Here is a 19,100-nt window from a genome sequence, read left to right as displayed (position 1 = left end):
GGGCCGGCTGCCTTATACGTTGCTTGTCATGCGACTTCTTTCGTGGTTTGGTCCAATAGTTTCGCAAGTGGGCCATAGCTGATGCCGCATGGCAGGGAAATGTTCAGAGCGGGCGATACCGATCTTGGGCTGTTGCATGAGCGTCGCTGGCAATGGCTGGAGCAGGCCGTCGGGCCGGCGGTGGCGCTGCCGACCGAATATCCGGACGGCTATCACGTGCCGCGGCACCATCACAGCCGCAGCCAGTTGCTGCACGCGCTGGTCGGTGTCGTGCTGGTGACGACGCGGCATGGGCGCTGGATGGTGCCCCCCGACCACGCGATGTGGATCCCAGCCGGCACCGAACACTCGGTTGAGATGCTGGGCGACGTCAGCATGCGCTCCGTCTATGTGATGCCGGAGGCCATTCCCGGCCTGCCGGACGGGTTGCGCGTCGTCGGCATCACCGACCTGATGCACAGCCTGATCGTGGAATCGGAAAAGCTGCCGCAGGGCGCCGAGCTGGAGGGGCGGGGCGGGCTGATCATGAAGCTCCTGCTGCACGAAATCCCGAACCTGCCGCAACGGCCACTCGGACTGCCGTTCCCGTCCGACGCAAGGCTGGCAGCGCTGTGCCGGCGCTTCGTCTCGGCACCGTCACCGCACGCGACGATCGATGAATGGGCCGCTATCGTCGGCATGAGCCGCCGCTCTTTCACCCGCGCCTTTCATCGCCAGACCGGATTGTCGCTGTCGACTTGGCGCCAGCAGGCCTGTCTGTTCGCGGCGCTGCCACGGCTGGCCGACGGCGAGCCGATCACAAGGGTGGCGCTCGATCTCGGCTATGACAGCGTGCCGGCGTTCATCACCATGTTCAAGCGCATGCTGGGAGCCTCGCCACGCGGTTACATGCGCGGCGCCCGTGATGCTGGTGAAGGTGTGCGGCGAATAAGCGGTCCGGCTCGGCCTGAGTCGCAGCCCTAAAGCGCGTCGCGTTCGACCGGTCTCATGCGACGCGCTTTAGGGTCTTGTTTTATGCATGTCGTTGTCGCAAAACCGCTGCTCACTTTTGCGCGACATGTATTAATCGAACAGGCTCGACACCGATTCCTCGGTTGCCGTGCGGGAGATCGCCTCGCCCATCAGTTCGGCGATGGAGATGACGCGGATATTGGCGGCGTCCAGCACTGCCTGGGTCGGCTGGATGGAATCGGTGATGACCAGTTCCTGCAGTTTCGAGGCGCCGATGCGGGCGATGGCGCCGCCGGACAAAACGCCATGGGTAGTATAGGCGGTGACACTGGTGGCGCCGTCGGCAAGCAGCGCATCGGCCGCATTGCATAGCGTGCCGCCCGAATCAATGATGTCGTCGATCAACAGGCAATCCTTGCCGCGCACGTCACCGATGACGTTCATGACTTCCGATTCGCCGGGGCGCTCGCGACGCTTGTCGACGATGGCCAACTGGGCATCGATGCGCTTGGCGAGGGCACGGGCGCGGACCACGCCGCCGACATCCGGCGACACCACCATGACATTGGCGAGCTGCTTGTATTTCGCCTTCACGTCACGCGCCATCACCGGCACGGAAAACAGATTGTCGGTCGGGATGTCGAAGAAGCCCTGAATTTGCCCGGCATGCAGATCCAGCGTCAGCACCCGGTTGACGCCCGCCCGCGTGATCATGTTGGCTACCAGCTTGGCCGAGATCGGTGTGCGGCCGGAGGCGCGGCGGTCCTGCCTGGCATAGCCGAAATAAGGAATAACCGCAGTGATACGCTTGGCCGAGGAGCGCATGAAGGCGTCGATCATGATGAGCAGTTCCATCAGATGATCGTTGGTCGGGAACGAGGTGGACTGCAGGATGAAGACGTCCTCGCCTCGCACGTTCTCCTGGATCTCGACGAAGATTTCCTGGTCAGCGAAGCGCCTGACGCTGGCCTTGCCCAGCGGAATGTTGAGGTAGCGGGCGACTGATTCGGCCAGCACCCTGTTGGAATTGCCCGCGAAGAGCTTCATGCACCGTTCCTGGCGAAGGATTGAGAGACTCCGATAGCACTCCAGCCTCTTAGTCGGGCTTTTAGCGGCCCGCGCCGGTATTGCAAGCGTCGTGAATGGGAATCCGCCGGCTAATCTCAATAATCGCTTACGGCTTGACGATGCGGCGATAGGTCCACTTCGATGCCGACAGAATCGGGATAGCTTCTATCTTTCAGTCTGAGCATGCTCTTTTCCGAAAACCGGATTCCACTTTTCGGAATCATGCTCCAGGTCAGCCGGCGCCGCCGCCAAGCCAGGTGGCGAACTGGTCGATTGTCTGGTCGGCAATCGCCTGCATGGTCGCCGGCGCGACCGCCGCCCAGCCTTCGCCGCCACCGACGGAGGGCGCCTTCTGCTGGCCGTTGATGCGATGCAGCCGGTTGCCGGCCGGGTCATAGATGTCCCAGACATAGATGACGGTGGTGTCCTTGCCTTCCGTCATAGTCGAGAAATAGCCCTTGAGCACGTGCGTTGGGGTCTGGTCGGTGCTGCCGGCCAAGGTGATGCCACGCTGCCTGGCGCGTGTCTGAAGCTCGGCGGTCAGCGGTGTCGCGGCTTCTACCGAGGCGCCGACGATCGGCGCCACCTGCAGCCGGGTTCGCGCAATGGCAGCGGCGCTTTTGGCGGGCGGCACGGCTGCTGCCGCCGGAGGCTGCGCTGTATCTGCAGTTGGCGCGGTGCCGGAAGACGGCGCCGCAGTTGAGGGGGGCGTTGCGGCGCCGCCGGCTCCGGGCAGGGATTGGGTCGATTGCGGGGCGATGGCCGAGGGTTCGAGAACGTCCTTCGCATTGGTGCAAGCCGCCAGCGCCAGCGCCGCGAGCAATGACACGGTCGTCACATGCGATCGTCTCATTAGCCTGAAAACTCCTTGGCGACGAACGCCCCTCACACTTTTTCCATTATGGATTCACTGCACGATCAAGTCGAGATCATGGCGGGACAGCGGCTTCGGCTGGGATTCGGTCGTCAGGTAGGTGCGGCCAAGGGTCATCGCCGTTTCGGTTTCGGAGTCCATGATGATCATATGGGCGAACAGCGTCATGTTCGGCGCAATCGGTTCGGGATTACCCTGATAGAACATCGGCATATCCATCCAGGACGGGGTGAAGCGGGCGCCGAGCGAATAACCGCAGGCATTGAGCCGGTGCTTGGTCAAATTGTGGGCTTCGAGCGTGCGGGCATGGGCGTCGAACACGTCGCCGAACGTATTACCAGGTGTCATCGCCTTCTCGACTGCAAGTAGCGCGGCGCGGGCGGCATCGAACAATTCCTGGTGGCGTTTCGATACCTTGCCGGTCAACACCGTGCGCATCATTGCCGCATGGTAGTGATGGAAGACACCGGCCCATTCGAGTGTCAGCTGGTCGTTCTTGGTGAGCTTGCGGCGACCGGCCTTGTAGCGGCAGAGCAGGGCGTCGACGCCCGAGCCGATGATGAACTCGTTGGCCGGATAATCGCCGCCGCCGGCAAAGATCGCGCCTTGCATGGCGGCGAGGATCAGCGCCTCATCGCCGCCCTGCTTGATCAGCGGCAGTGCTGCGTCCAGCGCGTCGTCGGCCAGATTTGCGGCTTTTTCCGCCTTGGCGATTTCGGCCGGGCTCTTGAACAGCCGCAGCCGGCTGACAATGCCAGAGGCATCTGCGATCTGCCCGAAGGTCTGCAACTGCTCGTCGAGGCGCCGGCCATTATATGCCGTCAGGCCGTGGGTGTCGTATTCGACGCCGATGCGGGCGCCGAGCAGGTCAAGCTCGTTGAGCAAATTGCGCAGGTCGACCGCCGGATTGGCGCCGTTGCGATCCGTCCACAAAACGATGTTGTCGATGATCGAGGTGTGGCGTGCCTGGCGCAAATCGGCCGAACGCGTCAGCAGTACCATCGAGCCGTCGGCCTTGACCACCAGGCACTGGAAAAAGCAGAAGCCGAACGTGTCGTAGCCGGTTAGCCAATACATGCTTTCCTGCGCAAACAGCAGGACGGCGTCGAGCTTCTTTTCGGCGATCTCGATCATCAGTCGATCGCGCCGCGCGTCGAATTCCGAGCGTTCGAAATGCAGCGCCATCAGTCAGTCTCCAAAACGATTGCCGAAACCTGCCGTCCGTAGTCGGGCTCGTTGCGATGCGTGCTGCGCCGATAGGAGTAGAAAAGCTCTTCCTCGGCATAGGTGCAGCGGCCGAGCCCTTCGGCATTGACGCCAGCCTTGGTCAGCCGGTCGACCGTGTAGCGGTTGAGATCGAACATCGCGTGTCCGGCATTTGCGGAGGGCGCGAAATAGCGGGCATTACCGGCATCGGCGTCGACGAAGCGCGCGACGAATTCCGGTCCGACTTCGTAATTCTGTGGGCCGATGGAAGGACCGAGCACTGCGACGATGCGGTCACGCCGGGCGCCGAGGCTTTCCATTGCCGCGATGGTGTTTTCCAGCACTCCCGTGAAAGCGCCTTTCCAGCCGGCATGGGCGGCTCCGATAATGCACGCCTCGGCGTCAGCGAAGAGGACCGGTCCGCAATCGGCGGTCGAGGCCCCGATGGCAATGCCCGGCCGGTCGGTGACGATGGCGTCGGCCTTGGGACGCTCGCCGGTAAAAGGTTCCCTGGCGATGACGACGTCCGGCGAATGAACCTGATGAGCAGTCAGCAGATGGCTTGCCGCCACGCCCATCCATTCGGCGACGCGGCGGCGATTCTCGCGCACCAGCGTCTGGTCGTCGCTCGATCCGGTGCCGATGTTGAGGCCCCGGTAGATGCCGCTGGAAATGCCGCCGACGCGTGTGAAGTAGCCGTGGCGGATGCCTTGCGCCGTTTCCAGCAAGGGCGACCGAACGGGATCCGGTTTGGTCTGATTCAGCATGGCGGCTTTGTTGTCCGTATGGGCGATTTCGTCAAGCGCGTTGAAGGCGGCGAGTTGAAGGTAGGCAAGTTGAAGGTAGGCGAGTTGAAGGCGGGCGCAGTTGAAGGCGAGTGCAGTTGATGTCGGGCGCAGCCGGAGAGGGGAGAGTGGTAGAGGCGACAGCGAAAAGTCAATCCGCGCTTGCGAACGGCGGAACGGCAATGCCGGGAGGAAGGATGGCAAGCACCTTGAAGAGCTCGCCCATGGCCTGCTGACCGGCGAGGCGCTCGACGTCGGCCGCGATCTTTTCACGAGCTGCCTCATCGGCATTGGCGCCGAGCCGGCCAGCTCGTTCGAGAAGCCCCATCTTGAGCAGGAATTCACCTTGCGTGGAGAGGTGGGCATCGAGGCTGTGTGCCCGAACGGTTGCAGCGAGGGCAGCGAAATCGACATGGGCGGTGAGGTCGGCCTCCCCCGGATTCGCCAGCACGTCCTCATGACCGTGCTTGCGCAAGGCCTGCAAGGTGTCGCCGATGCCGGGCTGGAGGTGACCGTAGTCGAGAAACAGGCCGGCGCCGCCAAATCCGGCAAGTCGCCCGGCGATGGCCGCCATCAGGGCGGCGCGGGCTGGCGCCACCTCGACGATCGCACCTTGCGGCGCATTCTCGGCATCCTCCGGCAGCAGCATCGGGTCGAGCGAGCCGGCGCCGACGAAAAAGCGAAGCTGGTTCGCATCGTCGAGACCGATCATCCGTTCGCGCCAGCCGGCTCCGGCGCGGACGAACTGGCGAATAGGCACCGCGTCAAACAGCTCGTTGCCAACAATCAGAAGCTGCCCCTGCGGTAGTGTGTCGATGGTTTCATTCCAGGCGATGGTGGCCGACGTCCCGGCAAGCGTCCGTTTCTGGACCTCGGTCAACCGCGGACTGGTCTCGATCAAGGCGAATGATGCGCTGGCGGTAAGCGTCGGATCGAGCCGCGAAAGCGTGCGCAGCATATCTCTCATCAGCGTGCCGCGGCCGGGGCCTATTTCGGCGATGGCGACCGGCGTCGGCCGGCCGATCGCCAGCCATGCCTGGTAGAGCCAGACGGCGACCAGCTCGCCAAACATCTGGCTGATCTCCGGCGCGGTGACGAAGTCGCCGGCGGCGCCGAACGGCTCGCGTGTCGTATAATAGCCGTCCTGCGGATCGAACAGGCAGAGCGCCATGTATTCGCTGATGGGGATCGGTCCCACCGCACCGATCAGCTCGGCGATGCGTGTCTTCAGCGGCGTCATGCGGGCTGCGGTTTTGTCACCGGCTTGGCTGTAGCCATCGCCCAGATGCCGGCCAGCACCATCGGCAGCGACAGCACCATGCCCATGGTGAGCCAGCTCGTGCCAAGGAGATAGCCGAGCTGCTGGTCGGGCTCGCGGAAGAATTCGACGAAGACGCGCGAGGCGCCATAGCCGGCAATGAAGGCGCCGCCGACGAAGCGCGGCGTCTTCAGCTTGAGCCGCGAATGAGTGAGAAAGCGCAGGACAAGGAACAACACCAGCCCTTCGAGCAGCGCCTCGTAGATCTGGCTCGGATGGCGTGCAAATGGGCCGCCATTGGGGAATTCGAATGCCCATGGAACGTCGGTCGGTCGGCCCCATAGTTCGGAATTGATGAAGTTTGCCAGGCGAACGAGGCCAAGCCCCACCGGCACGCCGGCGGCAACAACGTCGAACAGCGACCATGTGCGGATGCCACGCGCCCGGGAAAACAGCGTCATGGCGAGAATGACGCCGAGCAGGCCGCCATGAAACGACATGCCGCCCTGCCAGACGGCGACGACATCGAGCGGATTGGCGATGTAACGCGGCAGGTCGTAGAACAACACGTAGCCGGTGCGTCCGCCGAGCACCACGCCGATGGCCGCCCAGACGATGAAGTCGTCGAGATCCACGGGCTTCATCGGCAGGGTGCCGTCGGGCCAGAGTTTCGGGTTGGTGACGAGGCGCTTGGCATACCACCAGGCGAACAGGATGCCGACGATGTAGCCGACGCCGTACCAATGCACCGCCAGCGGTCCGATCCGGACGATGACCGGATCGATGTTGGGGAAGGGCAGGGCAGCCAGCGGCAGCAAATATTCGCTCAACAGGGTCTCCCGGTTCCGGTCACGTTCGGGCGCGGACCATGCGGCAGGGTTTTGGCAGGGTCAAGGCGAGCACATGCTTGCATTCCGCATCGTGCGCCACTACGTCAATTCGACCAAGCGAGGATTTGCCATGGCGACCGGACCGAACCGCATTCTCGATGAATTCGCCAAGCTGATGACCGACGCAGCCGGTGCCGCGCAAGGCGTGCGGCGCGAGGTGGAGACCGCCTTCAGGGGCCAGGCCGAGCGGATACTCAACTCCATGGACGTCGTGCAGCGCGAGGAATTCGAGGCCGCTCGCGACATGGCGGCGAAGGCCAGGGAAGAAAACACCCGCCTCGCTGCTCGCATCGAAGCGCTCGAGGCCAAGCTTGCCGAAATGACCGGTCAGGCAGCGCCTGCGGCTTCGGCAAAGCCGCGTGCAAAAAAATAATAAAAATATTCGTTAAACTTTTCCACAAAGCCGGATCGCAAAAAGCGCTTTGTCGTGAATCGCTTACCGGTACTGCGTGGATCTTTCCGACAGCGCCTTTCCACATGCGAATGACGCAGTGCGAAAAATTGGGCTGGTCACGCGACTCCCGATCAATAGACTGAATTTGTTGCATGATTCGGAGCAGGGTCATGCGCCGGGCGGTGGGGTCCGGTCCGGGGTCTTTGCGTTGACGAAGTCCTGGCCGTCCGAGTTCTAGGCAGAATTGTTCGAGTGTGCCTCTCCCGCGGAGCGTGTGGTGGCGCTCCCAGAACGACAGGAAGCATTTCATGGAACTTCTCGAACTCGAATTCTCCCGCGAAATCCATCCGGTGGATGTTATCGAGCAGGTGGCGCACAACAACGATTGGTCCTTCGAGCGGGCCGGCGATGACGAGATCTCGATCTCGGTCGCCGGAAGCTGGACCGACTACCACGTTTCATTCTCCTGGATGGAGGACTACGAGGCGCTGCACCTGGCCTGCGCTTTCGACATCAAGGTGCCTGAGGCGCGCGCGCTCGAGGTGATGCGGCTGCTTTCGCTGATCAACGAACAGATGCTGTTTGGGCATTTCGACCTCTGGGAGCAGGAAGGCGCCATCATGTTCCGCCAGTCGCTGCTGCTGGCCGGTGGGGTTGAGCCGTCGAGCCAGCAGGTCGAGGTGCTGCTGTCGTCGGCGCTGGAAGCCTGCGAATGCTATTTTCAGGCCTTCCAGTTCGTCGTCTGGTCGGGGACTTCGGCCAAGGACGCGCTGGCCGGCGTGCTGTTCGAAACCTACGGAAACGCCTGACCGTCGATGGGTTCGAGCAACGCGAGAAAAACCGAGATCAGCTTCGCCGATTTCGACCGCGTCGACATCCGCGCCGGCACGATCGTCGAGGCCGAGCCTTTTCCCGAGGCGCGCAAGCCGGCGATCAAGTTGAAAATCGATTTCGGTCCCGTGATCGGGGTGAAGAAATCCTCGGCCCAGATCACGAAATACTATACACCTGAAAGCCTGATCGGCCGGCAGGTGTTCGCGGTGGTCAATTTCCCGCCGCGTCAAATCGGGCCATTCATGTCGGAAGTGCTGACGCTCGGTTTTCCCGATGAAGAGGGCGCCGTCGTCCTCGGCGCGATCGAGCACAAGGTGCCGGACGGCGGCAGGTTATTCTAACTGCGCTTTGCTCAGGCGGCCAGTTTACGCGTGGTACCCAGCGCTTCTTCGACCGTTTCCATGAACATTTCGGCGCAGGCTTTCCAGCTGTAGCGCATAGCACGTTGCCGCGCCTCGGTGCGGTCGACGAGAAGCGCGGCGAGCGCTGCTTGCCGAAGGTCGTGCGAGACCGCGCCGCCGATGCTGTCACCGACGATATCGATAGGCCCGGTGACGGGATAGGCTGCGACCGGCGTGCCGCTGGCCAGCGCCTCGATAATGACGTTGCCGAATGTGTCGGTGCGGCTGGGGAAGACAAAGACGTCGGCCGAGGCGTAGATCTCGGCCAGTTCGTCGTTCGGGCGATGGCCGAGGAAATGGGCATCGGGATATCTGACCTTCAGCTTCGCCAATTCCGGCCCTTCGCCGACAATCACCCTGCTGCCGGGCAGGTCCAGATCGAGGAAGGCCGGCAGGTTCTTCTCGATCGCGACGCGGCCGACGCAGAGGAAGATCGGTCCCGGAAGCCCCAGGTCCTTTCTCTTATCCGGTCGAAAATGATCGGTATCGACGCCACGCGTCCATGGCCGAAGCTTGGTGAAGCCGCGTGCCGCAAGATCGTCGGCAAGCGACTGGGTGGCGACCAGCGTGCCCTGTCCTGAATTATGGAAATCGCGCAGCCAGCGATAGGCCCATGCTTCCGGCACCGGCAGACGCGCGCTCAGATATTCCGGAAAACGTGTGTGATAGCTGGTCGTGAACGGACGGCCGGCGTTGCGGCAGTAGCGCCGCGCCATAATGCCGAGCGGTCCTTCGGTGACGATATGGATGTGATCCGCCTTGCGTGCCTCGATCAGCTGCGCCACGCGGTGCGGCGTCGTCAGCGCCAGCCTGATGTCGGGATAGGTCGGCAGAGGCAAGGTGCGAAAGATGTTCGGCGTCAGGAAGTCCGTCTCGACATCGAAGGATTTCAGGGTCTCCGAGAGGCGCTCCAGCGTGTGGACGACGCCGTTGACTTGCGGGCGCCAGGCATCGGTGACCATCAGGATGCGCATGGCGGTCCCTTGGCGGAGAGCTTGATTGCTTTGCCGCGATGCCTGAACGGCGACCACGCCGCCGCTCTGGCCTCCCACCAGCGCACCCGGGCAGGCGCGGGGTCGAAATGAGGCCGCAGGGCCGAATCAATCAGGATCGCGCGCTTCATTGGCGCTCTTCACCATGGTTTCATGACGGGCGGATGAAGGCCGGCCTCGCTCCCGTCAAGCCGGAACCTTGATCACCGCCCGCAGGCCGCCGAGCGGGCTGCGTTCGAGGACGATGTCGCCGCCATGGCTGCGGGCAATGTCGCGTGCGATGGAAAGGCCAAGGCCGGTGCCGCTGGCGTCGAGGTTGCGGGCCTCGTCCAACCGCACGAAAGGCTTGAATACATCCTCCCGCTTTTCGGGCGGAATGCCCGGACCGTCATCGTCGATAGTGACGAGCAGCGAACCGCGTCCATGATTGGCATTGATCTCCACCGTCTTGGCATAGCGGAATGCATTGCCGACGACGTTGGACAGCAGCCGGGCAAAGGCATTGGGGCGCACATGGACATGCGGATCGCCGGCAAGCACGGTCGACAGCTTGCGCTTGCGCAGCGCGGCTTCCTCGCGAAGCTTGTCGAAGAAGGCTTCGAGGTCGAACCGGCCGGCGTCTTCCGATGCTTCGCCGCGTGCAAAGGCAAGGTAGCCTTCCAGCATCGACTGCATGTCGTCGATATCCTGGTCGAGTGCCTGGGTGTCGGCCGCCTTGGTCCCGGCCAGCGCCAATTGCAGCTTGAAGCGGGTGAGGATGGTCCTCAGATCGTGGCTGACGCCGCTCAGCATGGCGGTGCGCTGCTCGAGCTGGCGTTCGATGCGTTCGCGCATCTGGATGAAGGCAAAGCCGGCGCGGCGGACTTCCTCGGCGCCGCGCGGGCGAAAATCGCGAGGCATCGGCCGGCCTTTGCCGAAGCTCTCGGCCGCCTCGGCCAGCGTCAGAATCGGCCGGATCTGGTTGCGCAGGAAGGGAATGGCGATCATCAGCAGCACCAGTGAGGTGCCGACCATCCAGATCAGGAAAATATGGGTGTTCGATGCATAGGCCTGGCTGCGGCGCACGAAGACCCGCAGCACCTTGTTCTCGAGCTGGACGCGGACCTCGACGATATTTGAATTGCCGACCGTATCGATCCAGAACGGACGGTTGATCTGGCGGGTGATCTCGGACGAAAGGATCTCGTCGAGGATCGAGAAGAACGGCTTTGGCCCGGGTGGCGGCAGCGGGTCTGGCGGCAGGAGGTCGACCTTCAACTGCATGCGATCCTGGGCGATGCGGATGACGTTGGCGTAGTCGGCGTCGTGCGGATAGGTCTCTATCAGGTCGATGATGGCGGCGATGTCGCGCACCGTGGCCTGCGACAGGCGCTGCGTCACGGTCTGCCAATGGCGCTCCATGAAGACAAAGGCGACGACCGACTGCAGCATGATCATTGGCGCGATGACGATGATCAGCGAGCGGGCATAGAGCCGCTTCGGCATGTAAAGCGACACCAGGCGCCAGAAACGGTTCCAAGCGCGCGGCACGGCCTTGAGCGCCCGCGTCGCGCGGGCGCTCAAGCCGCCATCTTCCGGCCGTTCGAGTTGCGTGGTCGCCATTCGTCTTTTCGCTCACCGGCGGCCCAGCAAAGGACCGCTGTCGGCGGCATTCTATTCCACGCTGAGCCGATACCCAATACCGCGCACGGTCTGCAGCCAGACCGGATTGGACGGATCGCGTTCGATCTTGCGGCGCAGCCGGTTGATCTGGACGTCGATCGTGCGCTCGCCGACCTCGGACTCGTCGCCGACAAGCTCATGCCGCGGTATCGTTTCGCCGGCACGCGCAGCGAAGATCGCCAGGATTTCCTGCTCGCGGTCCGTCAGCTTGAGCGCCTCGCCGCCGCGCTTCAGCTCACGCCTGGCGATCTGGAAGGTATAGGGGCCGAAGACCAGCTGTTCGACCTTGGGCGTCGTCGCGGGGCCGCCGCGGCGCAAGATATTGTTGATTCGCAGGATCAGCTCGCGCGGGTCGAACGGTTTTGGCAGATAGTCGTCGGCGCCGGCCTCGAGCCCGGTGATCCGGCTGTCGGTTTCGGACAGTGCGGTGAGCATCAGGATCGGTACGTTCTTTTCCGCCCGCAGCGCCTTGGTGAGATCGACGCCGCTTTCACCCGGCATCATGACGTCGAGCACGATCAGATCGAAATCGAGGCCGGTGAGCTTGCGCCGCGCCTCGCCGGAATTTCCGGCAACGGTGACGCGAAAACCGTTTTCGGTCAGATACTGTTTCAGAAGATTGCGGATTCGGGTGTCGTCGTCGACCACCAGCAGATGCGGCGCGTCGTCTTCCGGTGCTGTCGGATGATCAACCCTCTCAATGGTCTCCATGGCTTTTCCCTGACATCTTTGCGGGCACAATGTCGATCTGCGCCCTTAGTTCCGGATTGACCATCGCCTCAAGGAACCGTTCGATAACGGCGCGTTCGGTGGCTCCGGAATCCTCCAATGCAGCATGGATGCGGCGCGACTGTGGCCGCGCCAGTGCCAGCGCCAGCGCACGGCCCTTGGCCGTCGGATAAAGCTCGCGCTGGCGGCGGTCGCGAGGGCCCTGCAATTGCACGATATGGTCGGTGTCGATCAGTTGCTTGAGCACGCGCGCCAGGCTCTGCTTGGTGATCTTGAGCACGTCGAGGAGCTCGGCGACCGTCAGGCCGGGCCGGCGATTGACAAAATGCAGAACCCGGTGATGAGCACGGCCAAAACCGTAGTCGGCCAGGATCTGGTCCGGATCGGAGGTAAAGTCGCGATAGGCGAAGAAGAACAACTCGATGATGGCGAAATCGATGCCATCCTCGTCGGTGATCGCCGTCCTGATCGGCTCTGCGGCTGCGTGGCTCGTCATCTTTTCTCCGTGTGAAGCAGGAAATTATGTCAGCACTATTGACGTATTTTCCGCGCGATGGTAATTTTTGGCAAGCTTTTCGGCGGATTGCGAACGAAAAGGCAAACGAAGCCCTTTTTTCCGGAACTTCCTGAGTTTGCCAGACCTTAAATATCCGCCTACGCTTTGAGACAATGGCCGCCCGCGGCGGCCGAGGCGAAACACGCAACGACACAATGATGTGCGGGCTGCCGCCCGCGGGAGGTTACCATGGCATCCGTTCCCTTCGACCAACTGGACGGCTTTATCTGGATGAACGGCGAATTCGTCAAATGGGCCGCCGCCAAGATCCACGTCTTGACCCACGGGCTGCACTACGCCAGCGCGGTATTCGAGGGCGAGCGCGCCTATGGCGGCGAAATTTTCAAGCTGACCGACCACACCGAACGCCTGCATGAGTCGGCGCGCCTGCTTGGCTTCAAGATACCCTACTCGGTCGCCATGATCGACGACGCCTGCCGCACGCTGTTGAAGAAGCAAGGTTTCCAGGACGCCTATGTCCGGCCGATCGCGTGGCGCGGCAGCGAACAAATGGGCGTTTCGGCGCAGAACAGCCGGATCAACTGCGCCATCGCCATCTGGCAGTGGCCGAGTTATTTCGACCCGGCGCAGAAGCTGAAGGGCATCCGCCTCGACATGGCCGAATGGCGCCGCCCCGACCCGCGCACCGCACCGTCGAAATCGAAGGCGGCCGGCCTCTACATGATCTGCACCATGTCCAAGCATGCCGCCGAGGCCAAGGGCTATGCCGACGCCATGATGCTCGACTGGCGTGGCCAGGTGGCGGAAGCGACAGGCGCCAACATCTTCTTCGTCAAGGACGGCAAGATCCATACGCCCAAGCCCGATTGCTTCCTCGACGGCATCACCCGCCGCACGGTCATCGGCCTTGCCAAGGACCGCGGTTTGGAGGTGATCGAGCGCGCCATCATGCCGGAAGAGCTTGAAGGCTTCCAGCAGTGCTTCCTCACCGGGACAGCGGCCGAGGTGACGCCGGTTTCGGAGATCGGCCCGTACCGATTCGAGGTCGGTGAGATCGCCAAGACGCTGATGAATGACTATTCTGCAGCCGTTCAACCCAACCACGCGATTGCTGCAGAATAACGAAAGTCACAGCTTTTTTATCAAGTAGGGGCGGTTTTCGGGCCGCCCCTTTTATTTAAGCGTTTGCGCATTTGACTTTCGTCCAATTCGGCGTCTCATGATGGCGTCGGCCCGGGAGGCTGGCAGCTATGGAGGGATTGGAAATATGGATATGAACACGCTTCTTCCGATCATTATTCAGGTGATTACGGGTATCATCGGTGGTCAGGCGGTGGGCGCGGCTATCAAGACGGCGGCGATGGGTCAGCTTCCCAAAATCCTGGGCGGCGCTGTTGGCGGCGTCGGCGGGGCGGCCATCCTCAGCAGCCTGCTGGGCGGTGGGGCGGTCGATCCGGCAGCAGCCGCCACGGCGGCAGGGGCCGGCAGCGCGTTGAACATTCCCAACATCGTTGGCGGTGCCGGCGGCGGCGCCATCCTGACCGGCATCATCGGTGCGGTCATGAACGCGATGAAGAAATAAGCTTTCGACGTTTCAGGCTTTTCAAATGGGCGGCTTCGGCCGCCCATTTCGTTTGCCGTTTGCGGGAGCGGTGGACGCCGTCCGCGTGTGTCTCTACATCAGGGCCTGATTCAACAAGGTTAGAGCTTTCCTGACGCGTTCGAGGGGACGCGCGGAGCTCCGACAGTGTGAAAGGACAAATATGGGTCAGCTCAACGCCGGCATCGTGCCGGTCACGCCGTTCCAACAGAACTGCACCATCCTCTTCGACATGGACGACAGACAGGGCGTCGTCGTCGATCCGGGCGGCGACATCGACAAGGTGCTGGCGGCGCTCAAGGACAATGCGATCACTGCCGGCGCGATCTGGATCACGCATGGCCATATCGACCATGCCGGCGGGGCCATGGAACTGAAGGAGGCGCTCGATATCGAGATCATCGGCCCGCATGCCGCCGACCGTCCGCTGCTCGCCAATCTCCAGAACCAGGCAAAGCGCTACGGCATCACCGATCCCGTGCGCAACTGTGTCCCCGACCGGTTCCTCGCCGAGGGCGAGACCGTTTCGTTTGGCTCACAGGTGTTTGAGGTATTCCATTGTCCGGGCCACGCACCCGGCCACATCGTCTACTATAACCGGGCGGCGAAGTTCGCCCATGTCGGCGACGTGCTGTTCCGCGGTTCGGTCGGCCGCACCGACCTGCCGGGCGGCGACCACGCCGCGCTGATCGCCTCGATCAAGGAGAAGCTGTTGCCGTTGGGCGACGACATCGGCTTCATCTGTGGCCATGGTCCCGGCGGCCGTTTTGGTGAGGAGCGGCGGAGCAATCCTTATTTGGTCTAAAGCCGGCCTGGTCTGAAACCGCGAAAAACAAAAAGCGCCACCCACCGGGCAGCGCTTTTGTTCAGGACAGGAAAACTGTCTTAATTGGCGGTGCAAAAATGCTGTTCGCCGTCATAGCCGGTGAACGTGCCGGTACGCGCGTTGAAGCTCTGGTAGCGGTCCGAGCAGTATTCATACCAGCCGCGGGTCCACGGCTCCGCATAGCTTTCGGCATAGGCCACTCGCGGTTGTACGTAATACCGACGCACCGGGGCAGGCCGGTAGTATTCATCATCATAGGCCGGGTCGTAATAGCGGGGCTGCGGGCTGGCGAGCGCACCGCCGATCAGGGCACCGGCCGCAAGACCAAGGACGCCGGCTGCAACGGCGTCGCCGTGGCCGTGGTGGCGGCGGTGATGGCGCCATTCATCGGCACTGGCCGCAGGCAAGGTCGCAAGCGTGGTCGCAACGATCGCGGCGGACAGGATGGCAGTCTTGAAAATTCCGTTCATGTCGGTCTCCTTCGTGCCGGCCCGGGTCGTTTTCGGGGGGATGCGGTCCGGCTTTAACGAAGATTAATATGCGACCGTGGCTGAACGGGGGCTGAACGAAATTTGACCAAGCGGTTCATTTAACTGGGGTTCAAACATGCGGCAAACACCGCAGGCCAGACCGGCCACGTCCATTCTGTCCGGGGCTGGTTCAGCCGATCGACAGGTTGACGGCTTTCGGACCCTTGCCGCGCTTGTCCGGCTCGGTGTCGAATGTCACTTTCTGCCCATCCTCAAGACCGGGAAGACCCGACGCCTGCACGGCCGAAATATGGACGAAGACATCCTTTGCCCCGTCGTCCGGCGTGATGAAGCCGAAGCCCTTGGCGTGATTGAAGAATTTGACGGTGCCGGTCTGCGGCATGGGAAGCTCCTTTGATCCCACAAGTCCAGTCTCGGGCCGGCAAATGCCCGGACGGAAATTTGTCCTTTATTTTAGTGCCATCGGCAAGAGAAAGTTTTGCGGGTGCCGGCAAGCATCCCGGAACACAAAAGGCGCGACGAAAACCGCCGCGCCTTTATAAAATTCGAGTTCACACCAAAAGCCTTGCAGCATCCTCACACACCCGAAAGGACGCGCGGCACGCCGCCGTTCAGGCGGCGCGGAGATTTACCGCTTTCGGACCCTTACCCATACGGTCGGGCTCGACATCGAAGGTGACCTTCTGACCGTCGACGAGCGTGCGCAGCCCGGAAGCCTCTATCGCCGAGATGTGGACGAATACATCCTTGGCGCCGCCATCGGGCGTAATGAAGCCGAAGCCTTTGGTAGCGTTGAAGAATTTAACGGTGCCGGTCTGGGCCATTGGGGAAACTCCTTCACCCGTGTCAGTCTTGGTGGTTCCGCCCGCCGCCTGGCGCCGTGGGCAAGTCCCGGTGGTTGCTTCGGCAGTCATGCATTGGCGCATGGTAAAACCCCCCGCCGAAAACGGGGCTGTCAGAGATTCACAGTATCGGGGAAAGGTCGTCCAAAACGTTCCGCTCTCCGGGTCGCAAATGCCCGAACACAAAATTTATCGCACGGAAACGTGATGCTTGCAAGATAGAGCCGCGGGCGGCCCAACAGGCGCATCCCGACGCATCGCACCGATAGAACTGGTTCTCCGCGCGGTCATCGGCCAGACGCAACCCAGGCATGGTCCAGCAAGCTGGGCCGGTGCTGTTTTGGACTTGCGCCGGCAACCCGCCTTGGTTTGCATGCGCCAGGCTACAAACGGGGGTTGCATTTGGCAGCAGAATGGCGAGATTGACGAGGATCAGCCCGATGCAGGCGCGATTATGCGGGGGCGGGAGTTTCGAGGGAGGGAATATTCATGCGGCTTCTTGCGGCAATCTTCTCGCGGCAGGGTTTTTCCATCTTGTTCCTGTCGGCAATTCTTGCGGCCTGCACCGTCGTGGTCGACGAGGGGCCAGGGCCGCGCCCGCCACGGCCGGGGCTGCAATTCTGCACCAAGCAATATGACCCGGTCTGCGCCCGGCGCGGCGGCGACCGCCAGACCTTCGCCAATGCCTGCCTTGCCGAACGGGCCGGATACCGCATCATTCGCGAGGGCGAGTGCCGCGGCGGTGGTGGCGGCGGTGAGGAGCAGACATTCTGCACCCGCGAATACCGCCCGGTCTGCGCTCGTCGCCATGGCGAGCTGCGCACATTCCCCAACGAATGCGAAGCCCGCGCGGCGGATTATCGGGTGGTCGATGATGGGCCGTGCTAGCGCACCGGCCTCACTGTTCGTCCGGATAGGCACCATCGGCGGGGCCGACGTAGAGCTCGGCGCCGTCCTCGTTGGAGATGCGCAGGCGATCGGGGATCTGCGGCATCATCAGCGTGTGAAGCAGCGTGGCGGCGCCTTGCAGGGCGGCGCGCAGGTTCGGTGCCTCCAGCGACACTCGATCGAGTATCGCTTCGTCGGCATCGCGCGAGCGGTAGAACTCGATGACGAAGTTCAAGCACGCCTCCAGGCAGATTGTCGTGCGATCGAACCCTAGCCTTTGGACTTGGGTTTCACAGCGGTCTCCGCCTGCTTGACCGCCGAGCCGAAGGGCGAGGCCGGTTTTGCCGCCACCTTGTCCTTCTTGGGCTTGCGTGTCTCGCGATTGCTGCGCTGTTGACCCTTGGCCATTTTCTGATCCCTTATACGTGTTGCGGATTGCTTTCGGCTCAGTTGGCCGGGTTGTCGACCGGTTCGAGATTGTCTTCCGTGGTGACCCGCTCATAGGTCTCCTGATCGCTGCGAATGCGATATTGCGGCGAGCCGTCCTTGACCGGCAGCCGGCTCTTTATCTGGAACAGCTCCGCGGTCTTTTGGGCAAGGCCGGTGCGGCTCTTCATGCGAACAGTCTGGCCGACGGTGAAGATATGCGAGGGCGTGTCCGTGCGCCGCGCACTCTGCTGGAAGCGGATCATGTGGCATTCTCCTGGTCGTGCCGAAGCGCTGCTTCGAGTTCGGCGTAGTCGACGGCGACAAGCCGGCCGGTCGGGCTTTTCACCGTCCTTGCCGGCAGATGGATGAAGGTGGCGACGCGGCGCCAGGCAAGCCACGACATGCCGTCGATCAGTTCCTCGTCGTGGTCGATGTCATAGTCGCCGGCCGGCTGCATGCCATCCAGGCCGCCAAGCACGAAAGGTGCCGCGAAATGCGCGATGGAATGAGTGGTGCGGGCAGACATTCTCGTGCCTTGAAGTTTCTTTCCGGCCTGGCTCCGGAAGCGGAGCCTGCATTGCGGTACCAGGTGTCGGCGATTTGGATCAGTTTGGCGGGCCGAGAACCCTGACGCCGCGAGGGCCCAAGCATGACCCAAAAACGGTTTCATACCATTAGTCCGAAAATGCGGCTTATTCAAGAAGATTCCGGCCTCTTACCCCTACCAACGCAAAATTACTTTTCTATAGTTATTTGCAGAACGATGATACGATCCCGGTGCACCTCAAAAATTGTTTGAAGAACTTCCGGAAAAATTCCTCCGGCATTTGTATTTATTTAGGTGTGAAAGGAAGAGAGTCATGAATTCCGCAAGAACACCGGATGTCCCGACAGTTGCAGTCAATCCCGTCGCAAAGCCGATAAAGGTTATGTCGCCACGCCTCACGATAAGAAGCGACGAGGCGGCAAGGCGAAGGCTTGCCGATACCGACGGCACGGTGCGGCGGGCGCGCCAGCTTGCCGAAAGCAACCGCCTGATTTGACGCGCAGCCATGACACTCAATTTTCCCAATCCCAGCCGCTCCTACGACGCGGCGGCCAAGCGCATTCGTTTCGTTGGCCATGACGGCATGTTCGAAGTCCCGTTCTTCGTCGAGGTTGCGGCACTTTCGGCGGCAAACCCGGCCGCAAGCGGAGCCGAGGCCGAATTTCTCAGTGCCTTCGACGCCAAGCGTTCGTCGATCCACGATATTGCGCGCGAAGCCTACTCGCATGGCCGCAGGAACATGTATGTGCTGACGCCGGCCGACTTCCGCTAGTTTGGGGTTTGCTCCATAGTGCCCGTCGTCTGCTCTTGCACGCGCCGCAGCGATGGCCTAGATCGCGGCAGGCGGACAACACGGCAGGTTTCCCATCAACAGAAATCCGAGACAACCGGCAGGCGCACGTTACGGCTCAGGCGG

27 protein-coding genes are annotated in these 19,100 nt (G+C 62.2%); 10 read left to right on the top strand and 17 right to left on the bottom strand.

What is annotated here, in order from left to right; genetic code table 11:
- The first annotated feature begins 81 nt into the window (after positions 1-81).
- Positions 82-963, top strand: a complete 882-nt coding sequence (locus NKH71_RS04855; protein ID WP_023719192.1) for an AraC family transcriptional regulator — start codon at positions 82-84, stop codon at positions 961-963.
- 99 nt (positions 964-1,062) lie between these two features.
- Here NKH71_RS04855 and NKH71_RS04850 read toward each other — a convergent pair whose 3' ends face one another.
- From NKH71_RS04850 to lgt, 6 genes are all read right to left on the bottom strand, one after another.
- Complete coding sequence (locus NKH71_RS04850) at positions 1,063-1,998, bottom strand: ribose-phosphate pyrophosphokinase (RefSeq protein WP_023678427.1); 936 nt, start codon at positions 1,996-1,998, stop codon at positions 1,063-1,065.
- A gap of 253 nt (positions 1,999-2,251) precedes the next feature.
- Positions 2,252-2,872, bottom strand: coding sequence for a hypothetical protein (locus tag NKH71_RS04845; RefSeq protein WP_352591747.1), 621 nt, complete (start codon positions 2,870-2,872; stop codon positions 2,252-2,254).
- A 54-nt stretch (positions 2,873-2,926) separates the two neighbouring features.
- Complete coding sequence (locus NKH71_RS04840) at positions 2,927-4,078, bottom strand: M24 family metallopeptidase (RefSeq protein WP_023678425.1); 1,152 nt, start codon at positions 4,076-4,078, stop codon at positions 2,927-2,929.
- Entirely contained in the window at positions 4,078-4,866 is a 789-nt protein-coding gene (gene pgeF, locus NKH71_RS04835) for a peptidoglycan editing factor PgeF (protein WP_352787741.1), read from the bottom strand. The genes NKH71_RS04840 and pgeF overlap by 1 nt, the downstream gene beginning before the upstream one ends.
- 169 nt (positions 4,867-5,035) lie before the next feature.
- Positions 5,036-6,124: a class I SAM-dependent methyltransferase gene (locus NKH71_RS04830; protein ID WP_023719189.1), complete on the bottom strand. Its 1,089-nt coding sequence runs from the start codon at positions 6,122-6,124 to the stop codon at positions 5,036-5,038.
- Positions 6,121-6,972, bottom strand: a complete 852-nt coding sequence (gene lgt / locus NKH71_RS04825) for a prolipoprotein diacylglyceryl transferase (RefSeq protein ID WP_352483082.1) — start codon at positions 6,970-6,972, stop codon at positions 6,121-6,123. The genes NKH71_RS04830 and lgt overlap by 4 nt, the downstream gene beginning before the upstream one ends.
- A 130-nt stretch (positions 6,973-7,102) precedes the next feature.
- Between lgt and NKH71_RS04820 the strand changes: the two genes are divergently transcribed.
- From NKH71_RS04820 to NKH71_RS04810, 3 genes are all read left to right on the top strand, one after another.
- The gene (locus tag NKH71_RS04820; protein ID WP_023719187.1) at positions 7,103-7,405 is read left to right on the top strand and encodes an accessory factor UbiK family protein; all 303 of its coding nucleotides are present in this window, start codon (positions 7,103-7,105) and stop codon (positions 7,403-7,405) included.
- A gap of 329 nt (positions 7,406-7,734) precedes the next feature.
- A complete protein-coding gene (locus NKH71_RS04815; protein WP_023678420.1) occupies positions 7,735-8,235 on the top strand; it encodes a type III secretion system chaperone family protein in 501 nt (166 codons plus the stop codon).
- Between the two features lie 6 nt (positions 8,236-8,241).
- Positions 8,242-8,601 carry a tRNA-binding protein gene (locus NKH71_RS04810; protein WP_352483084.1) on the top strand — a complete coding sequence of 120 codons (360 nt, stop codon included), beginning with the start codon at positions 8,242-8,244 and terminating at the stop codon, positions 8,599-8,601.
- A gap of 11 nt (positions 8,602-8,612) precedes the next feature.
- Here NKH71_RS04810 and NKH71_RS04805 read toward each other — a convergent pair whose 3' ends face one another.
- The 4 genes from NKH71_RS04805 to NKH71_RS04790 form a co-directional block, all read right to left on the bottom strand.
- Positions 8,613-9,635, bottom strand: coding sequence for a glycosyltransferase family 4 protein (locus tag NKH71_RS04805; RefSeq protein WP_352483085.1), 1,023 nt, complete (start codon positions 9,633-9,635; stop codon positions 8,613-8,615).
- A gap of 204 nt (positions 9,636-9,839) precedes the next feature.
- Complete coding sequence (locus tag NKH71_RS04800) at positions 9,840-11,255, bottom strand: ATP-binding protein (protein WP_023719184.1); 1,416 nt, start codon at positions 11,253-11,255, stop codon at positions 9,840-9,842.
- 51 nt (positions 11,256-11,306) lie between these two features.
- Positions 11,307-12,026, bottom strand: coding sequence for a response regulator (locus NKH71_RS04795; protein WP_023719183.1), 720 nt, complete (start codon positions 12,024-12,026; stop codon positions 11,307-11,309).
- Positions 12,013-12,540 carry a MarR family winged helix-turn-helix transcriptional regulator gene (locus tag NKH71_RS04790; RefSeq protein WP_023719182.1) on the bottom strand — a complete coding sequence of 176 codons (528 nt, stop codon included), beginning with the start codon at positions 12,538-12,540 and terminating at the stop codon, positions 12,013-12,015. The genes NKH71_RS04795 and NKH71_RS04790 overlap by 14 nt, the downstream gene beginning before the upstream one ends.
- A 249-nt stretch (positions 12,541-12,789) precedes the next feature.
- Between NKH71_RS04790 and NKH71_RS04785 the strand changes: the two genes are divergently transcribed.
- The 3 genes from NKH71_RS04785 (at position 12,790) to NKH71_RS04775 (ending at position 14,966) form a co-directional block, all read left to right on the top strand.
- Positions 12,790-13,683, top strand: a complete 894-nt coding sequence (locus NKH71_RS04785; protein ID WP_352483089.1) for a branched-chain amino acid aminotransferase — start codon at positions 12,790-12,792, stop codon at positions 13,681-13,683.
- A 145-nt stretch (positions 13,684-13,828) separates the two neighbouring features.
- A complete protein-coding gene (locus tag NKH71_RS04780; RefSeq protein ID WP_023719180.1) occupies positions 13,829-14,143 on the top strand; it encodes a hypothetical protein in 315 nt (104 codons plus the stop codon).
- A 181-nt stretch (positions 14,144-14,324) separates the two neighbouring features.
- Positions 14,325-14,966 carry an MBL fold metallo-hydrolase gene (locus NKH71_RS04775; RefSeq protein ID WP_023719179.1) on the top strand — a complete coding sequence of 214 codons (642 nt, stop codon included), beginning with the start codon at positions 14,325-14,327 and terminating at the stop codon, positions 14,964-14,966.
- Positions 14,967-15,046: 80 nt separating this feature from the next.
- Here NKH71_RS04775 and NKH71_RS04770 read toward each other — a convergent pair whose 3' ends face one another.
- The 3 genes from NKH71_RS04770 to NKH71_RS04760 form a co-directional block, all read right to left on the bottom strand.
- Positions 15,047-15,457 (bottom strand): BA14K family protein, encoded by a 411-nt coding sequence (locus tag NKH71_RS04770; RefSeq protein WP_352815419.1) that lies wholly within the window; start codon positions 15,455-15,457, stop codon positions 15,047-15,049.
- Between the two features lie 190 nt (positions 15,458-15,647).
- Positions 15,648-15,860 carry a cold-shock protein gene (locus NKH71_RS04765; protein ID WP_006202521.1) on the bottom strand — a complete coding sequence of 71 codons (213 nt, stop codon included), beginning with the start codon at positions 15,858-15,860 and terminating at the stop codon, positions 15,648-15,650.
- A gap of 229 nt (positions 15,861-16,089) precedes the next feature.
- Positions 16,090-16,302, bottom strand: coding sequence for a cold-shock protein (locus NKH71_RS04760; protein ID WP_006202520.1), 213 nt, complete (start codon positions 16,300-16,302; stop codon positions 16,090-16,092).
- A 507-nt stretch (positions 16,303-16,809) separates the two neighbouring features.
- Between NKH71_RS04760 and NKH71_RS04755 the strand changes: the two genes are divergently transcribed.
- On the top strand, positions 16,810-17,208 hold the full coding sequence (locus NKH71_RS04755) for a Kazal-type serine protease inhibitor family protein (RefSeq protein ID WP_352894579.1): 399 nt from the start codon (positions 16,810-16,812) through the stop codon (positions 17,206-17,208).
- Positions 17,209-17,218: 10 nt separating this feature from the next.
- On the opposite strand, the gene NKH71_RS04750 is transcribed toward NKH71_RS04755, so the two are convergent.
- The 4 genes from NKH71_RS04750 to NKH71_RS04735 are packed head-to-tail and all read right to left on the bottom strand — an operon-like array spanning position 17,219 to position 18,163.
- Complete coding sequence (locus tag NKH71_RS04750) at positions 17,219-17,443, bottom strand: hypothetical protein (RefSeq protein ID WP_292661267.1); 225 nt, start codon at positions 17,441-17,443, stop codon at positions 17,219-17,221.
- Between the two features lie 35 nt (positions 17,444-17,478).
- Complete coding sequence (locus tag NKH71_RS04745; RefSeq protein WP_023719175.1) at positions 17,479-17,616, bottom strand: hypothetical protein; 138 nt, start codon at positions 17,614-17,616, stop codon at positions 17,479-17,481.
- Positions 17,617-17,654: 38 nt separating this feature from the next.
- A complete protein-coding gene (locus NKH71_RS04740; RefSeq protein ID WP_023719174.1) occupies positions 17,655-17,900 on the bottom strand; it encodes a hypothetical protein in 246 nt (81 codons plus the stop codon).
- Entirely contained in the window at positions 17,897-18,163 is a 267-nt protein-coding gene (locus tag NKH71_RS04735; protein WP_352815424.1) for a hypothetical protein, read from the bottom strand. The genes NKH71_RS04740 and NKH71_RS04735 overlap by 4 nt, the downstream gene beginning before the upstream one ends.
- 334 nt (positions 18,164-18,497) lie before the next feature.
- Between NKH71_RS04735 and NKH71_RS04730 the strand changes: the two genes are divergently transcribed.
- Together NKH71_RS04730 and NKH71_RS04725 are read left to right on the top strand one after the other, a co-directional pair.
- The gene (locus NKH71_RS04730) at positions 18,498-18,680 is read left to right on the top strand and encodes a hypothetical protein (RefSeq protein WP_023719172.1); all 183 of its coding nucleotides are present in this window, start codon (positions 18,498-18,500) and stop codon (positions 18,678-18,680) included.
- 9 nt (positions 18,681-18,689) lie between these two features.
- A complete protein-coding gene (locus NKH71_RS04725; RefSeq protein WP_023719171.1) occupies positions 18,690-18,956 on the top strand; it encodes a DUF1488 family protein in 267 nt (88 codons plus the stop codon).
- Positions 18,957-19,100: the final 144 nt, after the last annotated feature.

The organism is Mesorhizobium sp. M0983 (assembly GCF_040318975.1).
In the GTDB taxonomy this organism is placed as follows: domain Bacteria; phylum Pseudomonadota; class Alphaproteobacteria; order Rhizobiales; family Rhizobiaceae; genus Mesorhizobium.
The sequence above is the reverse complement of the archived record's forward strand: the minus strand, read 5'-3'. Positions and strand labels throughout refer to the sequence as shown.

What these genes read in the sequence shown, in the direction of transcription:
- NKH71_RS04850 (WP_023678427.1), bottom strand. Translation starts at nt 1,998, where the DNA reads ATGAAGCTCTTCGCGGGCAATTCCAACAGGGTGCTGGCCGAATCAGTC.
- NKH71_RS04760 (WP_006202520.1), bottom strand. Translation starts at nt 16,302, where the DNA reads ATGGCCCAGACCGGCACCGTTAAATTCTTCAACGCTACCAAAGGCTTC.
- NKH71_RS04845 (WP_352591747.1), bottom strand. Translation starts at nt 2,872, where the DNA reads ATGAGACGATCGCATGTGACGACCGTGTCATTGCTCGCGGCGCTGGCG.
- NKH71_RS04800 (WP_023719184.1), bottom strand. Translation starts at nt 11,255, where the DNA reads ATGGCGACCACGCAACTCGAACGGCCGGAAGATGGCGGCTTGAGCGCC.
- NKH71_RS04725 (WP_023719171.1), top strand. Translation starts at nt 18,690, where the DNA reads ATGACACTCAATTTTCCCAATCCCAGCCGCTCCTACGACGCGGCGGCC.
- NKH71_RS04805 (WP_352483085.1), bottom strand. Translation starts at nt 9,635, where the DNA reads ATGCGCATCCTGATGGTCACCGATGCCTGGCGCCCGCAAGTCAACGGC.
- NKH71_RS04785 (WP_352483089.1), top strand. Translation starts at nt 12,790, where the DNA reads ATGGCATCCGTTCCCTTCGACCAACTGGACGGCTTTATCTGGATGAAC.
- NKH71_RS04740 (WP_023719174.1), bottom strand. Translation starts at nt 17,900, where the DNA reads ATGATCCGCTTCCAGCAGAGTGCGCGGCGCACGGACACGCCCTCGCAT.
- NKH71_RS04790 (WP_023719182.1), bottom strand. Translation starts at nt 12,540, where the DNA reads ATGACGAGCCACGCAGCCGCAGAGCCGATCAGGACGGCGATCACCGAC.
- NKH71_RS04855 (WP_023719192.1), top strand. Translation starts at nt 82, where the DNA reads ATGCCGCATGGCAGGGAAATGTTCAGAGCGGGCGATACCGATCTTGGG.
- NKH71_RS04820 (WP_023719187.1), top strand. Translation starts at nt 7,103, where the DNA reads ATGGCGACCGGACCGAACCGCATTCTCGATGAATTCGCCAAGCTGATG.
- NKH71_RS04775 (WP_023719179.1), top strand. Translation starts at nt 14,325, where the DNA reads ATGGGTCAGCTCAACGCCGGCATCGTGCCGGTCACGCCGTTCCAACAG.
- NKH71_RS04810 (WP_352483084.1), top strand. Translation starts at nt 8,242, where the DNA reads ATGGGTTCGAGCAACGCGAGAAAAACCGAGATCAGCTTCGCCGATTTC.
- NKH71_RS04730 (WP_023719172.1), top strand. Translation starts at nt 18,498, where the DNA reads ATGAATTCCGCAAGAACACCGGATGTCCCGACAGTTGCAGTCAATCCC.
- NKH71_RS04745 (WP_023719175.1), bottom strand. Translation starts at nt 17,616, where the DNA reads ATGGCCAAGGGTCAACAGCGCAGCAATCGCGAGACACGCAAGCCCAAG.
- NKH71_RS04815 (WP_023678420.1), top strand. Translation starts at nt 7,735, where the DNA reads ATGGAACTTCTCGAACTCGAATTCTCCCGCGAAATCCATCCGGTGGAT.
- NKH71_RS04770 (WP_352815419.1), bottom strand. Translation starts at nt 15,457, where the DNA reads ATGAACGGAATTTTCAAGACTGCCATCCTGTCCGCCGCGATCGTTGCG.
- NKH71_RS04735 (WP_352815424.1), bottom strand. Translation starts at nt 18,163, where the DNA reads ATGTCTGCCCGCACCACTCATTCCATCGCGCATTTCGCGGCACCTTTC.
- NKH71_RS04830 (WP_023719189.1), bottom strand. Translation starts at nt 6,124, where the DNA reads ATGACGCCGCTGAAGACACGCATCGCCGAGCTGATCGGTGCGGTGGGA.
- pgeF (WP_352787741.1), bottom strand. Translation starts at nt 4,866, where the DNA reads ATGCTGAATCAGACCAAACCGGATCCCGTTCGGTCGCCCTTGCTGGAA.
- NKH71_RS04780 (WP_023719180.1), top strand. Translation starts at nt 13,829, where the DNA reads ATGGATATGAACACGCTTCTTCCGATCATTATTCAGGTGATTACGGGT.
- NKH71_RS04765 (WP_006202521.1), bottom strand. Translation starts at nt 15,860, where the DNA reads ATGCCGCAGACCGGCACCGTCAAATTCTTCAATCACGCCAAGGGCTTC.
- NKH71_RS04840 (WP_023678425.1), bottom strand. Translation starts at nt 4,078, where the DNA reads ATGGCGCTGCATTTCGAACGCTCGGAATTCGACGCGCGGCGCGATCGA.
- NKH71_RS04795 (WP_023719183.1), bottom strand. Translation starts at nt 12,026, where the DNA reads ATGGAGACCATTGAGAGGGTTGATCATCCGACAGCACCGGAAGACGAC.
- NKH71_RS04755 (WP_352894579.1), top strand. Translation starts at nt 16,810, where the DNA reads ATGCGGCTTCTTGCGGCAATCTTCTCGCGGCAGGGTTTTTCCATCTTG.